We start from the raw sequence: 14,213 nt of genomic DNA on the forward strand, positions 1-14,213 counted from the left end.
AATCAGGCTTTTGTTTTGCTGGTGTTTGAATAATCTGGTAGCAGGATTATTCATTGAAAGGTTTGAACCATGTCTGATTTGCAAGGAAGCAATTCGGCGAATGCTATGGCAACTGGCGAAGTTGCCAAAGGTGTTCACGAAGATCGAGTGACCCGGGTCATTCCCGACGCGGTAAAAAATGCAGGCCCTGCCACGCTGAAATCACTGCTGGCGACGGATGCCAGGATGCCGGATTGGTATCAGCAGGCGTCGGCAACCCAGCGCCAACATCTCAAAGAACTGATCGACGAGCACTGGCGATCCACACATGCACTGGATGAAGTCCTCGGTGACTTGCAGAGCGATATCGAAGCCTTTGCCAGGCCGCTGCTGGCGACGGCCATCAAGAAACAATTAAAGACGCTCGACGCTCCTGAAGCGCTGACGCTGCAACTTTACATCCCGGACACGATCATTTTCGGCCTGGATACCGGCGCCAGCCGCCTGCGCCGCACTTCGCTGCTCGCGGCGGCCCTGCATAATTTCGAAGAAGCGGAAACGCAACCAGGCCATTTCAGGGAGGGCTCGGGGGTTTTTCAAAAAGATGCTCAAGGCGCTCCGGTCCGCGTTGATGCCATTACGCCGGAGCAATTCGCGGGCATCGCCCGCAAGCTGGACATCGGTGCGCACTACCAGAGCCATATCAACGAGATGTTACAGCCGCAGGACCCGGCCGCCCGCCGCGCATTGCAGGCGCGCTCGATCGCCAGTGAGAAAGCGGCGTTCAGGTTGGCGGCGCTCATCGCCCGTTTGAAAGGTGATGTCAGCGCTGGCGCTTACGATCGCCTCCAGGAAATTGTCGAGGGTAAACGAGACGTGAAATCTTCCGGGCGCCCTTTGCTCAATCATCGATTAACGGTGATGGGTTTCAGACTGAAGGGGATTGTCCTGTTCAGTGCCGTGAGTGAACCCTGCGAGATAAAAACCGCACTGCAAGCCCTGACGCCGCCAACGCTGAAGTTCTGGACCGATTGGTCTCGCCGAATACCTGGGCTGTCGGGAAACATTTACGAGCGGTACAAGTTGCTTCAGAACTTTTTTGCCAATGGCCCGCAAGGTGTTATCGAAGAGGCCCTGCGCAACGAAGATGTCTATAACCAGAGCCGTCTGACCGGCCCCCTCATCGCCTATATCCCCGACGACCCCGAGCAGCCACTGAAAGAATACGCCTCGCTGGCTGAGTTCATGACCACGCTGATCAGCCAGCTTCGCGAATCCGAGTACCAGCAATTCTTCAGCCGTTTCGTTGACCAGAAGGACAAAAGCCGATTTTTCGCTCGCACCAATGAACGCTTGAAGACGATCACCTGGCAGCAACGCAAACCCTTGGACATGGGGCCATGGTGGCGCGAAACCGCAATCGAGAACCCCAATGCCGAGCCCATCACCAACGTCATTAGCGACGACCTGTGGGGCGCTCTTTTTCGTCAGCGGCGGGACAAGGCCATCGCCGACGCGCGCAGAATCGCCGTGCCGACCGGCGATGAAGACGCTACAACCCGGTGGAAGCGCCTTACCAGCATTCTGGACATCGGCTGGACCGTGTTCAATTTTGGCGCGATGTTGGTGCCGGGTCTCGGTGAAGCGGTGCTCGGGATCATGGTCGCGCAAATGCTCGCTGAAGTGGCCGAAGGCATTGAGGACTGGAGCGCGGGAGACAAAGAGCAGGCCTCGGCTTACTTCACGGGTGTACTGCTTAACTTTGCCCAGCTGACATTGATGGCCGCGGGGCATGTGCTGCCGACACGCGTGCTGCCCGTCGAGCCGTCTACCTTCGTCGAGCAATTGAAACCGGTGCAGATCAACGGTGAAGAACGCCTGTGGAACCCGGACCTTGGTGCGTACGAACATCCGGCTGTTCTGCCAGAAAAAGCGCAGGCCGATGACCTTGGCATCTACCGGCATGACGGCCACAATTTGCTGCCCATGGACGGCAAACACTATGCGATCACTCAGGACGCTGAAACCGGTCAGCACCGTCTGCAACACCCGACCCGCCCCGAGGCTTATCAGCCACCGCTGGAGCATAACGGTGCAGGAAGCTGGAAGACCGAGCTGGATGATCCATTGACGTGGGACAAGACGCGTTTGCTGCGCCGACTGGGCACTGGCGCCGAGCAATGGCCTGTCGAAACCCTTGAACAGATTCGCACCGTGGCGGGTGTTTCCGAAGATGCGTTACGCCGCGCCCATGTCGAGCTCGATCCGCCACCGCTGATGCTGAGCGATACGCTCGAACGCTTCAGGCTTTACGCCGAAGCGGGCGAAGTCGGCCAACAGATTTTGGCCAGTCAAGTGCCGGAGCGCTTGCTGGATGACGTCGCCAGGCTCATGACCGACTTACCGCGCTGGCCGCAGACCCGTGCCGTGGAAGTGTTTGATGGCCCGCAGCTGAAGGGACCATCGACGCTCATCGGCAACATTGACGTCGCCAGTGCCGACCGCATCAAGCTGACCCGTTCCGAATTGCGCGCCGGACAATTACCCCAGCGCACGATCGAAACCCTGAGTGAGCGGGAAATCCATGACCTTTTGGGGCAAGCTATTTCCAGTCAAAAAGAACCACGCATCCAGGCCTTGAAGGAAACAATGGCCAGTCAGGCGACGCGCAAACGTAAAAATCTGTTTGAGACCCTGTACAAACAAAACGATCTGGCCGACGGGGCGCAGGTGCAACGGCTGACCAACGAGTACCCCGATTTGCCCAGCGCGGTTGCGGCCCACCTGCTGGAAGAGGCCACCCCGGCCGATCTCCAACACCTGGCGCAGAAACAGACGCTGCCCCTGCGCTTGCGTGAACAGGTCCGCCAGGCCCAACACCGTGTGCGTGTCAGCCGCGCCTACGAAGGGCTTTATCTTGAGGGACTGGAGAACAACGACACGCGACGACTGGAACTGGCCTCGCTGGCAAAATTGCCCGGCTGGTCGAGCGATGTGCGCATCGAAATCCGTGAGTACTCCCACACTGGCAAGCTCCACGCCAGTGTCGGTGCGCAAGATGCGCCCATTCGCAAAGTGCTGATTCTCGAAGAGGACGGCAGTTATCAGGCGCGGGATGACAGGGATCAACACCTGCATGGCTCCGATGATTTTTTTGCTTCGTTGCTGCATGCATTGCCGGATAACGAACGCCAGGCGCTGGGTTACGACATTTTTGAAGGCCCGCGGCTTAGGGCGGACCTGCAACGTTCACCGCTGGACGTCGAGGCATTCGACTCGGTGCTCAATGAGCATCCGCTGCGTAAACCCGCCTATGATGCCGAAACCATGCGCCTGCGCGGCGGCATGCGCGGCTATCGACAGGTCGTTGATCAGCCCGCGCTGCAGCGTCGGCTTCGCTCGCTCTACCCCGAACTGACTGTTGAACAATTCAGTTCGATGCTCGAAGAGTTCGGCAGTGAGGCGCGCATCAGTGCCTTGGAAGCCGAATTCAACGAGCTGAACAAAACGCTTCAGGGCTGGATGAATTCGCCCACCACACACCATCGTTTTAGCCCCTTGGGCGTCGCAGAGTGGAACTCCCGAAACAACCTCTGTACGGCGCTCAGGCAATGTTGGCAAAGGACGGGGCCGTCAGGCATCGAAGCCCCAGGCATCATCGGTGCACAGCATCTTGATTTGAATGGCATTTCCATGGGCAGGCACCTAGCGACTTTCCCAGGGTTGGCCGCCAATTTTGATCACGTCACCAGCCTGAGCATGCGTCAAGTCAACGTTCTCGGTAGCCAAGGCGCGTTTCTGGAAAAATTTCGCGGGCTTCGCTCGCTCGACCTGGGTGACAACTTGTTGAACCGGGTACCGCCGGTCATCGGTGATTTGCGTCATCTGACCCACCTGGCGCTGGAGAACAATCGAATCGTGCTGACCCAACAAGCGGTTACGCGTCTGAGAGGTTTGACTGGATTGGAGGTGCTGCACCTGTCGGGAAATCCTTTGTGGCTGGTACCTGACATCAGCCAGATGCCAAGACTGGCCGTTCTCAATCTTGAGTCAACCGGGATTGACCAGTGGCCGGTCGGCCTGTTTGGCCAATCCCGCCCGCGGCATATTTATCTGAATCTCAGGTTCAATCCATTGGCGGAAATTCCGGATGTTGCACCGGGCTCGTTCCGCGCCGAACTGCTGGTGCGGACCCTCGTCAGCCGAGACCCTGAGTGGATGCCGTCGAGCATTCTGGAAAAATTGAAATTCTATGCGGAATCTCTCGGCATGGACCCTGACCGTCCTTACCCGCCCCGAGGTTTGCTGGACAGTCTGAAGTGGGCGCAAGGCATGCCGGAATCATTGTTCAAGGAACGGTTGATCATCTGGGACGAGATCGAAGATCAGATCGGCTCGGAAAAGTTTTTTGATGTCGTACGCCGGCTGACAGAATCGGCTGACTTCAATGCCTCGGGAACGACTTATCGCAGCGAACTGACGGCCAAGCTGTGGCGAATGCTTGAGGCCATGTACGAAGATGCCGCGTTACGCGAAACGGCATTCTCCGAATCCATCGTGGTGACCGAGTGTTCCGACGGTGCAAGCCAGTTGTTCAATGCACTGGGCGTCAAGGTTCTGATCAAGGAAGCCTACGCGCTGCAACAGCCAGACCTTATCGAAGCTGAACTGGTGCGGTTGGCCAGGGGAAAATCCCGACTGGATGAAATCGGTGCGATTGTGCGCCGGCGTATTGCCGAGCGTGTCGCGAAGGGAGAGCAATTCAGGCGGGTCAATGCCCAGGGCAATGTCACCGGCACGATCGACGAAGTGGAAGTGCAACTCGCCTTCATGACGGACCTGGCGGAAAGCCTGGATCTGCCGTGGCAATCACGTGGCATGTTGTTCAGGCCCATCAGTGGCGTTTCACCCGAAATGATCGAGGCGGCCCGTCTGCACGTGTTGGCCCAGGAGCAGGGTGACCTGCTTGTGGAAGGCATCCTTGATCAACCCATCTGGGATAAATACCTGGACGAAACCTATCGGGCTGATATCGACAAGATAAAGCTCGAACAGGGCGAAGATGAGATGGTCGCCTTCAATGCGATCAAGGACCTGAAAAAAACGGTCACCAGCCAAGCCATCGAGCGTGCTCAGCTGCTCAGAACGTGGATACCGTTCACCGTAGAATCCGGTAGTTGATGAGTGATCTTCTGTGCCCCGAATGCGGCGCCGCATTCGGGGCTTGTTTGATCAGCGGCCGTCAGAACAGGAAATAACGCTGTGCCATGGGCAAAGTGTCGGCCGGCTCGCACCACAGCAAAATCCCATCGGCTTTGACCTGATAGGTTTGCGGGTCGACGTCGATCGCCGGCAGGTAATCGTTGTGGATCAGGTCGGTTTTCTGCACGTCGCGGCAGCCTTTGACCACGGCGATTTCCTTCTTCAGGCCCAACGCTTCGGGCAAACCGGCGTCCTGTGCTGCCTGGCTGATGAAGGTCAGGCTGGTGGCGTGTAACGAGCCGCCGTAACTGGCGAACATCGGGCGGTAGTGCACCGGTTGCGGTGTCGGGATCGAAGCGTTGGCGTCGCCCATCAGGCTGGCCGCAATGGCACCGCCCTTGAGAATCAGCGTCGGTTTTACCCCGAAAAACGCCGGGCGCCACAGCACCAGATCGGCCCATTTACCCACTTCCACCGAGCCCACTTCATGGCTGATGCCGTGGGTGATCGCCGGGTTGATGGTGTATTTGGCGATGTAGCGTTTGGCGCGGAAGTTGTCGTTGCCTTCGCCATCCAGTGGCAGCGGGCCGCGCTGCTTTTTCATCTTGTCGGCGGTCTGCCAGGTGCGCGTGATGACTTCACCGACGCGGCCCATGGCCTGGCTGTCGGAGCTGATCATCGAGAAGGCGCCGAGGTCGTGAAGGATGTCTTCGGCGGCGATGGTCTCGCGGCGAATACGGCTTTCGGCGAAGGCCACATCTTCGGCAATGCTCGGGTCCAGGTGGTGGCAGACCATCAGCATGTCGAGGTGTTCGTCGATGGTGTTACGGGTGAACGGCCGGGTCGGATTGGTCGAACTCGGCAGCACGTTGGTCAAACCGCAGGCCTTGATGATGTCCGGGGCATGGCCGCCACCGGCGCCTTCGGTGTGGTAGGTGTGGATGGTGCGGCCCTTGAAGGCGGCGAGGGTGGTTTCGACGAAGCCCGATTCGTTAAGGGTGTCGGTATGGATCGCCACCTGCACATCGTACTGATCGGCCACGTTCAGGCAGTTGTCGATGCTCGCCGGGGTGGTGCCCCAGTCTTCGTGGAGCTTGAGGCCGATGGCGCCGGCCTTGACCTGTTCGATCAACGGCTCCGGCAGGCTGGCGTTGCCCTTGCCGGTGAAGCCGATGTTCATCGGGAAGGCATCGGCGGCCTGAAGCATGCGCGCCAGGTGCCATGGCCCGGAGGTACACGTAGTGGCGTTGGTGCCGGTGGCCGGGCCGGTGCCGCCGCCGATCATGGTGGTGACGCCGCTCATCAGCGCTTCTTCGATCTGCTGCGGGCAGATGAAGTGGATATGGGTGTCGATGCCGCCGGCGGTGAGGATCATGCCCTCACCGGCGATCACTTCGGTGCTGGCGCCGACCGCGATGGTGACGTTGGGCTGGATATCCGGGTTGCCGGCCTTGCCAATGGCCGCGATGCGCCCGTTCTTGAGGCCGACATCGGCCTTGACGATGCCCCAGTGGTCGATGATCAATGCGTTGGTGATCAGGGTGTCGACCACTTCCGCGGCCAGTAACTGGCTCTGGCCCTGGCCGTCGCGAATGACTTTGCCGCCGCCGAACTTCACTTCTTCGCCGTAGGTGGTGAAGTCCTGTTCCACTTCGATCCACAACTCGGTGTCGGCCAGACGGACCTTGTCACCGACGGTGGGGCCGAACATGTCGGCGTAGGCCTGACGGGAAATCTTCATTCGTTCGCCTTGAGATTCAATTGAATTTGAAATCGTTCGCTGCGCTCACTTTCGCGAGCAGGCTCGCTCCCACAGTTGATCGCATTCCCCTGTGGGAGCGAGCCTGCTCGCGAAGGGGCCGGTGCAGACGCCGGAATATTTAGAGATCACCCATGATCCGCCCGGCAAACCCGAACACCCGGCGATGCCCGGCCAGGTCCACCAGCTCGACCTCGCGGCTCTGTCCCGGTTCGAAGCGCACGGCGGTGCCGGCGGGGATGTTCAGGCGCATGCCGCGGCTGGCGGCGCGGTCGAACGTCAGGGCGTCGTTGGTTTCGAAGAAGTGATAATGCGAGCCGACCTGGATCGGCCGGTCACCGCTGTTGGCCACCTTCAGGCTGAGGGTGCGGCGGCCGACGTTGAGTTCGATGTCGCCGGGCTGGATCTGGTATTCACCGGGAATCATCAATGGGCTCCCTGGAGAATCTTGTAGTAAAGGGCAGTCGGTTTGTAGCGACCGTTGGGGTCGCAGGCGTAGTCGGGGATTTCGCCGGCGCGGGTGTAGCCCATCGCCTTGTAGAAGTCTTCGGCGGGGGAGCCGGCCTCGGTGTCGAGGTAGAGCATGCCGCGTTTGTGCTGGCGGGCCGCGAGCTCAAGGGCACTCATCAACTGTTGGCCCAGGCCCCGACGACGGGCATGTTCGCGCACCAGCAGTTTCTGCACTTCGGCGCGGTTCAGCCCATTGGCTTTCTGGCACAACGTCAATTGCACGCTGGCCTGTACCTGTTCGTCCTTGACCACCACCCAGAGCAGCACGTTGCCTTTGTTCAGGTTCTCCTGGACATCATCGAAATAGTCTCGGGCCTGGGTCGCATCCAGATCCGCCATGAACCCGACACTCGCGCCATAGCCGACGGCGTCGAGGAGCAAATCAATCAAACCCTGACGATAGTGCGCAAAGCTTTCAACATTGACGCGGCGCAGTTGGGCGGCGTTCATGGGTATCACTCCTTGTGGGGACCGGGCGGCATTGCGCCCGGGTCGAGAATCAGTTGCATGAAGGTCAGGTCCAGCCAGCGGCCGAACTTGGTACCCACCTGCGGCATTTGACCGGTGACGACGAAACCGGCCCGGTCGTGCAGCCGAATCGAGGCGCCGTTACCGCTTTCGATGGCGGCGACCATCACGTGTTTGTTGCAGCCTTTGGCGCGTTCGATCAGCGCTTCCATCAGTTGCGGCCCGAGGCCATTGCCCCGCTGGTCGTTGCGCACGTACACCGAGTGCTCGACCGTGTGGCGGAACCCATCGAACGGGCGCCAGTCACCGAATGAAGCGTAGCCGAGTACGCTGTTATCGCCGTCGACGATCACCAGGATCGGATAACCCTGATCTTGTCGGGCGCTGAACCAGGCCTGGCGGTTGCCCAGGTCTACGGCCTGTTCGTTCCAGATCGCCATGGTGCTCCGTACGGCGTCGTTGTAGATGTCGCGGATCGCTGGCAGGTCGGCGAGCAACGCATCGCGGATGTGGTAAGTCATGGCGCGGCCTCAGGCGATCGGTTGGTGAACGGTGACCAGTTTGGTGCCGTCGGGAAACGTCGCTTCGACCTGGATCTCCGGGATCATTTCCGGGATGCCTTGCATCACTTGTTCGCGGCTGAGCAGGGTGGTGCCGTAATGCATCAGCTCGGCCACGGTCTGGCCGTCACGCGCGCCTTCGAGCAGCGCCGCGCAAATGTAGGCCATGGCCTCCGGGTAATTGAGCTTCACGCCGCGAGCCAAACGCCGCTCGGCCACGAGGCCGGCGGTGAAGATCAGCAGCTTGTCTTTTTCGCGTGGGGTCAGGTCCATCGTTTGGAATCCATAATCGGCAGTTAAAAAGTTCACTCACCCTGTAGGAGCGAGGCTTGCCCGCGAAGGGAGCGCCTCGGTTTAACGGGAAGACCGCGTTATCGTTCTTCGCGGGCAAGCCTCGCTCCTACAGGAAACTGTGTTCAGGTGCTCCATATTCTTGGTGGGACGGCTTCTCGCCCCAGCAACGCCGGGCGCAATAACCGCCACAAATCAATCAGCCAACCACGTGCCAACAACGCCTCACTGGCCAGGCATCGGGCGACCAACAGTCCCGGCAATTGCGTCAGATCTCCGCGCACGTCATTGGGCAGCGAGCGGCACTTCTCCAGCAATTCGCTATCAATTTCACCCGTCACCAGTAACGTCGCAAACACCGGTTGGCCATCCAGCCCTATCGGCGAATCCAGCAAACCATCATTCCCGACAATGCGCTGGCGTTCGTGCCAGAGCAACTGGCCGTCGCGGCGGATATCCAGGTGCGCCTGAAAGTGCCCGAGATCGAAGCGCTCGCCGCTGGCAGGGCGACCCAGCGCCACCACGTCCCAGTAGAACAGCCGGGCATCGCCCTCAAGGTCGATACTGGTGCTGAGTTCTGCCTGAGCGTCGCTGAAGATAATCGTCTCTTGCGGCAGCCACTCCAACGTAGCACCGGCGGCCACGTGCAGGTCGAGTTTCTGATAAGCCGGCCCGGCCGCGCGATACCACTTGGCGGCGCCGGGGCTGGTGATTTGTGCCCAGGCGTGCGTGCCGACGCTGGCCGAGATGTCCAGCCGATCACCACCGGCGATCCCGCCCGGCGGGTGAACGATGATGTGCTGACACACCTCGGGGCCTTCAGCGTACAAATGCTTCTGCACCCGCAGCGGGCCTTTGTGGCGACGCTGCACCGGGCGTGTGCTGTCGCCGAAACGGGCGTAGCCGAGTTCCAACTCGGCATGCCAGCTGGGGGTGAACAGCGTGATGGGGGCAGGTAAATTCATGATTTCTGATTATCGTCAGGAAGGCTCAGGTTAGATCGTAACCAGTCCACGGACACCCTCGGCTCCCATATTTTCACCGCGACCCTGCTGCACGATCTCGCCCCGGGACATCACCAGGTACTGATCGGCCAGTTCGGCGGCGAAATCGTAGAACTGCTCCACCAGCAAAATCGCCATGTCGCCGCGCGCTGCAAGCTGCTTGATCACCGCGTCGATTTCCTTGATCACCGACGGCTGAATGCCTTCGGTGGGCTCGTCGAGAATCAGCAACCGTGGACGGCTGGCCAGTGCTCTGCCGATCGCCAGCTGCTGTTGCTGACCACCGGACAAGTCGCCGCCGCGCCGTTGCTTCATTTGCAGCAGCACCGGGAACAGCTCGTAGATGAACGCCGGAACTTCCTTCGCTTCAGCGCCCGGAAACCGTGAGAGCCCCATCAGCAGGTTTTCTTCCGCGGTCAGCCGACCAAAGATTTCCCGGCCCTGAGGCACGTAAGCGATGCCGGCATGCACCCGTTGGTGCGGCTTGAACGTGGTGATCGGTTTGCCCTCCCAGTTCACCGCGCCTTCTTTGGCCGGCAGCAAACCCATCAGGCATTTGAGCAGGGTGGTCTTGCCCACGCCATTGCGCCCGAGCAGGCAGGTGACTTCGCCGACCTTCACCTCAAACGTCAGGCCCCGCAGGATGTGGCTACCGCCGTAGTACTGGTGCAGCTTGTCGACTTGCAGCATGTTCAAAATTCCTTCTGTGTGACACGGTCCCACTTTCGACACGCCTCTGCCCTTGTAGGAGCGAGGCTTGCCCGCGAAGAACGATGACGCGGTCTCGCAGGTGAACGGAGGCGTCCCTTTCGCGGGCAAGCCTCGCTCCTACAGAAGCGCGAAAATCATCGGCCGAGGTAAACCTCGATAACCCGCTCATTGTCCTGCACCTGTTCCAGCGACCCCTCGGCCAGCACGCTGCCTTGGTGCAACACGGTGACGTGGTCGGCGATCGAGCCGACGAAACCCATGTCGTGTTCCACCACCATCAGCGAATGCTTGCCCGCCAGGCTCTTGAACAACTCGGCAGTGAATTCGGTTTCGGCGTCGGTCATGCCGGCCACCGGTTCGTCGAGTAGCAACAGTTGCGGGTCTTGCATCAGCAGCATGCCGATTTCCAGAAACTGTTTCTGACCGTGGGACAACAACCCCGCCGGGCGGTTGACCGAGGCGGTCAGGCGGATGGTTTCCAGCACTTCGCTGATGCGATCTTTCTGCTCGCCACTGAGACGAGCCTGTAGGCTGGCCCATACCGACTTGTCAGTCTTCTGCGCCAGCTCCAGGTTTTCGAACACGCTCAGGGCTTCGAACACCGTCGGCTTCTGGAATTTGCGACCGATGCCGGCCTGAGCGATCTGCACTTCACTCATCTGAGTCAGATCGAGGGTTTCACCGAACCAGGCCTTGCCGTGACTGGGGCGAGTCTTGCCGGTAATCACGTCCATCAGCGTGGTCTTGCCCGCGCCGTTGGGGCCGATGATGCAGCGCAATTCGCCGACGCCGATGTACAGGTTCAGATCGTTCAGCGCCTTGAAACCATCGAAGCTGACGCTGATGTCTTCGAGGGTCAGGAGGGTGCCGTGTCGGGTGTTCAGGCCTTTGCCGGCGCTCTGGCCGAGGCCGATGGCGTCGCGGCTGGTGCCGGCGTCCCTGTTGGGCTCCGCTGGAAAAAAGGCCGGTTCGAGCATGAATTCAGCCGTTGCAGTGGTTCTCATTTTACAAGCCTCATTGTTCACCCCTTTTCTTCAGCAACCCGATCACACCTTTGGGCAGGTACAACGTCACGACGATGAACAGCGCACCGAGGAAAAACAGCCAGTACTCCGGAAACGCCACGGTGAACCAACTCTTCATCCCGTTGACCACACCAGCGCCGAGCAGCGGACCGATCAGCGTGCCGCGACCACCCAGCGCCACCCAGACCGCCGCTTCGATGGAGTTGGTCGGCGACATTTCGCTCGGGTTGATGATCCCGACTTGCGGCACATACAGCGCGCCGGCCAAGCCGCACAACACCGCGCTCAACACCCAGACAAACAACTTGAAGCCGCGTGGATCGTAGCCGCAAAACATCAAGCGATTTTCCGCATCTCGCAATGCAGTCAATACCCGGCCGAACTTGCTCTGCGCCAGCCGCCAGCCAATAAACAGACTTGCCACCAGCAATACCACCGTGGCGAAAAACAGCACCGCGCGAGTCCCCGGTTCCGTAATGCCAAACCCGAGAATGGTGCGGAAGTTGGTGAAGCCGTTGTTGCCGCCAAACCCGGTTTCGTTGCGGAAAAACAGGAGCATTCCGGCGAAGGTCAGGGCTTGGGTCATGATCGAGAAATACACGCCCTTGATCCGCGAACGGAAGGCGAAGAAACCGAACACCAGCGCCAGTAATCCCGGCGCCAACACCACCAGACACATGGCCCAGAGGAAGCTGCTGGTACCGGTCCAGTACCACGGCAATTCGGTCCACGACAGGAACGTCATGAACGCCGGCAAGCCGTCCCCCGAAGCCTGGCGCATCAGGTACATGCCCATCGCATAACCGCCGAGGGCGAAGAACAGGCCGTGGCCCAGTGACAGCAAACCGGCGTAACCCCAGACCAGATCGAGGGCCAGGGCGACGATGGCGTAGCAAAGGATTTTGCCCATCAGGGTCAATGTATAAGCGGAGACATGCAGTGCGCTGCCGGCAGGCAACAACGACAACAAGGGCAACGCCAGCAGCAAAACGAGGATCACCGCACCGACGGCGATCGTGACCTTGGGGCCGGCCTTTTGTGTGGCCGTGAGCATCAGAGGCTGGTTCATCAGTCGATCACCCGTCCTTTCAGTGCGAAGAGGCCTTGCGGACGTTTCTGGATGAACAGAATGATCAGCGCGAGGATCAGGATTTTGCCCAGCACCGCACCGATCTGCGGCTCGAGAATCTTGTTGGCGATGCCCAGACCGAAGGCGGCCAATACGCTACCGGCCAATTGACCGACACCGCCGAGCACCACCACCAGGAACGAGTCGATGATGTAGCTCTGGCCGAGGTCCGGGCCGACGTTGCCGATCTGGCTGAGGGCTACACCGCCGAGGCCAGCAATGCCGGAGCCGAGGCCAAAGGCGAGCATGTCGACGCGCCCGGTCGGTACGCCGCAGCAAGCGGCCATGTTGCGGTTCTGGGTGACGGCGCGCACGTTCAGGCCCAGGCGAGTCTTGTTCAGCAGCAGCCAGGTCAGCACCACCACAAACAAGGCGAACGCGATGATCACGATGCGGTTGTACGGCAGCACCAAATTCGGCAGCACCTGAATCCCGCCCGAGAGCCAGGCCGGGTTGGCCACTTCAACGTTCTGCGCGCCGAACAACAGGCGCACCAACTGAATCAGCATCAGGCTGATGCCCCACGTCGCCAGCAGGGTTTCCAATGGGCGGCCGTAGAGATGACGAATTACCGTGCGCTCCAGCGCCATACCGATCCCGGCGGTGACGAAAAACGCTACCGGCAAAGCAATCAGCGGGTAGAACTCGATGGCTTGCGGGGCGAAGCGCTGGAACATCAACTGCACCACATACGTCGAGTAAGCGCCGAGCATCAGCATCTCGCCGTGGGCCATGTTGATCACGCCGAGCAGGCCGAAAGTGATCGCCAGCCCCAACGCCGCCAGCAGTAGAATCGAACCGAGGGACATACCGCTGAAGGCCTGCCCAAGCATCTCGCCGATCAGCAACTTGCGTTTGACCTGGGCCAGGCTGGTTTCGGCGGCGGTGCGCACAGTGGCATCGGCTTCGACGCCGGGTTCAAGCAATCCTTCCAGACGGGTGCGGGCCAGCGGGTCGCCGGTTTCACCGAGCAGACGCACAGCGGCGAGGCGTACGGCCGGGTCAGTGTCGACCAGTTGCAGATTGGCCAACGCCAGGCTCAGGGCGGCGTGAACGGTTTCATCTTTTTCGCCAGCCAGTTGCTGGTCGAGGAATTTCAGTTGAGCGGGTTTGGCGCTTTTCTGCAATTGCTGCGCGGCGGCCACGCGGATTTGTGCGTCGGCGGCGAGTAATTGGTGACTGGCCAGCGTGGTATCGATCAGACCCCGCAAGCGGTTATTCAGGCGCAGGGTTTTCGGCTGGCCATCGATGGTCAACTCGCCTTGTTGCAAGGCGTTGATCAGTTCGATACGGGCCGGATCGGGCTGCGCGGCCCAGGCTTCCAGAAGTTTTGCTTGTTGCACGGGATTAGCTGCGACGAAGTCTTCGGCGTCGCCCGCGTGGGTGGCCATCGGCAGTAACAGCGCGATGGCGAGGATGAGACGGTAAAGGGCGGTGGGCATATGCATGGCCTTGCACAGACTAAATGTGGGAGCGAGCCTGCTCGCGATAGCGGTCTGACATTCACCATCAATGTCGACTGTCGTGGCCTCATCGCGAGCAGGCTCGCTCCCACAGGGATTTGTGTCGGCTTCG

The 14,213-nt window shown here is 60.1% G+C and carries 11 protein-coding genes; 1 reads left to right on the forward strand and 10 read right to left on the reverse strand.

Going from position 1 to position 14,213, the window contains the following annotated elements:
* Nucleotides 1-69 precede the first annotated feature (69 nt).
* Nucleotides 70-5,160 carry a dermonecrotic toxin domain-containing protein gene (locus ACYZT2_RS04245; protein WP_461970395.1) on the forward strand — a complete coding sequence of 1,697 codons (5,091 nt, stop codon included), beginning with the start codon at nt 70-72 and terminating at the stop codon, nt 5,158-5,160.
* A 61-nt stretch (nt 5,161-5,221) separates the two neighbouring features.
* Here ACYZT2_RS04245 and ureC read toward each other — a convergent pair whose 3' ends face one another.
* The 10 genes from ureC to urtB form a co-directional block, all read right to left on the reverse strand.
* Nucleotides 5,222-6,922, reverse strand: a complete 1,701-nt coding sequence (gene ureC, locus ACYZT2_RS04250) for an urease subunit alpha (protein ID WP_461970397.1) — start codon at nt 6,920-6,922, stop codon at nt 5,222-5,224.
* Nucleotides 6,923-7,061: 139 nt separating this feature from the next.
* Nucleotides 7,062-7,367 carry an urease subunit beta gene (locus tag ACYZT2_RS04255; RefSeq protein ID WP_030128285.1) on the reverse strand — a complete coding sequence of 102 codons (306 nt, stop codon included), beginning with the start codon at nt 7,365-7,367 and terminating at the stop codon, nt 7,062-7,064.
* Complete coding sequence (locus tag ACYZT2_RS04260) at nt 7,367-7,900, reverse strand: GNAT family N-acetyltransferase (protein WP_461970400.1); 534 nt, start codon at nt 7,898-7,900, stop codon at nt 7,367-7,369. Before ACYZT2_RS04260 ends, ACYZT2_RS04255 begins: the two co-directional genes overlap by 1 nt.
* A gap of 5 nt (nt 7,901-7,905) precedes the next feature.
* A complete protein-coding gene (locus ACYZT2_RS04265) occupies nt 7,906-8,439 on the reverse strand; it encodes a GNAT family N-acetyltransferase (protein ID WP_461970402.1) in 534 nt (177 codons plus the stop codon).
* 9 nt (nt 8,440-8,448) lie between these two features.
* Entirely contained in the window at nt 8,449-8,751 is a 303-nt protein-coding gene (gene ureA, locus ACYZT2_RS04270) for an urease subunit gamma (protein ID WP_461970404.1), read from the reverse strand.
* 143 nt (nt 8,752-8,894) lie between these two features.
* Nucleotides 8,895-9,734 carry an urease accessory protein UreD gene (locus ACYZT2_RS04275; RefSeq protein WP_461970406.1) on the reverse strand — a complete coding sequence of 280 codons (840 nt, stop codon included), beginning with the start codon at nt 9,732-9,734 and terminating at the stop codon, nt 8,895-8,897.
* 30 nt (nt 9,735-9,764) lie between these two features.
* Nucleotides 9,765-10,463: an urea ABC transporter ATP-binding subunit UrtE gene (urtE, locus tag ACYZT2_RS04280; protein WP_461970408.1), complete on the reverse strand. Its 699-nt coding sequence runs from the start codon at nt 10,461-10,463 to the stop codon at nt 9,765-9,767.
* Nucleotides 10,464-10,618: 155 nt separating this feature from the next.
* Nucleotides 10,619-11,488: an urea ABC transporter ATP-binding protein UrtD gene (gene urtD, locus ACYZT2_RS04285; RefSeq protein WP_461970410.1), complete on the reverse strand. Its 870-nt coding sequence runs from the start codon at nt 11,486-11,488 to the stop codon at nt 10,619-10,621.
* Between the two features lie 10 nt (nt 11,489-11,498).
* Entirely contained in the window at nt 11,499-12,578 is a 1,080-nt protein-coding gene (gene urtC / locus ACYZT2_RS04290) for an urea ABC transporter permease subunit UrtC (protein ID WP_461970412.1), read from the reverse strand.
* A complete protein-coding gene (gene urtB, locus ACYZT2_RS04295) occupies nt 12,578-14,080 on the reverse strand; it encodes an urea ABC transporter permease subunit UrtB (RefSeq protein ID WP_461970414.1) in 1,503 nt (500 codons plus the stop codon). The genes urtC and urtB overlap by 1 nt, the downstream gene beginning before the upstream one ends.
* Nucleotides 14,081-14,213: the final 133 nt, after the last annotated feature.

This window comes from Pseudomonas sp. MDT1-85 (genome assembly GCF_054898065.1).

Excerpts from the sequence above, each read along its gene's own strand:
- ACYZT2_RS04265 (WP_461970402.1), bottom strand. The coding sequence starts at position 8,439 with ATGACTTACCACATCCGCGATGCGTTGCTCGCCGACCTGCCAGCGATC.
- urtD (WP_461970410.1), bottom strand. The coding sequence starts at position 11,488 with ATGAGAACCACTGCAACGGCTGAATTCATGCTCGAACCGGCCTTTTTT.
- ACYZT2_RS04275 (WP_461970406.1), bottom strand. The coding sequence starts at position 9,734 with ATGAATTTACCTGCCCCCATCACGCTGTTCACCCCCAGCTGGCATGCC.
- urtB (WP_461970414.1), bottom strand. The coding sequence starts at position 14,080 with ATGCCCACCGCCCTTTACCGTCTCATCCTCGCCATCGCGCTGTTACTG.
- ACYZT2_RS04255 (WP_030128285.1), bottom strand. The coding sequence starts at position 7,367 with ATGATTCCCGGTGAATACCAGATCCAGCCCGGCGACATCGAACTCAAC.
- ureC (WP_461970397.1), bottom strand. The coding sequence starts at position 6,922 with ATGAAGATTTCCCGTCAGGCCTACGCCGACATGTTCGGCCCCACCGTC.
- ACYZT2_RS04260 (WP_461970400.1), bottom strand. The coding sequence starts at position 7,900 with ATGAACGCCGCCCAACTGCGCCGCGTCAATGTTGAAAGCTTTGCGCAC.
- ACYZT2_RS04245 (WP_461970395.1), top strand. The coding sequence starts at position 70 with ATGTCTGATTTGCAAGGAAGCAATTCGGCGAATGCTATGGCAACTGGC.
- urtE (WP_461970408.1), bottom strand. The coding sequence starts at position 10,463 with ATGCTGCAAGTCGACAAGCTGCACCAGTACTACGGCGGTAGCCACATC.
- ureA (WP_461970404.1), bottom strand. The coding sequence starts at position 8,751 with ATGGACCTGACCCCACGCGAAAAAGACAAGCTGCTGATCTTCACCGCC.
- urtC (WP_461970412.1), bottom strand. The coding sequence starts at position 12,578 with ATGAACCAGCCTCTGATGCTCACGGCCACACAAAAGGCCGGCCCCAAG.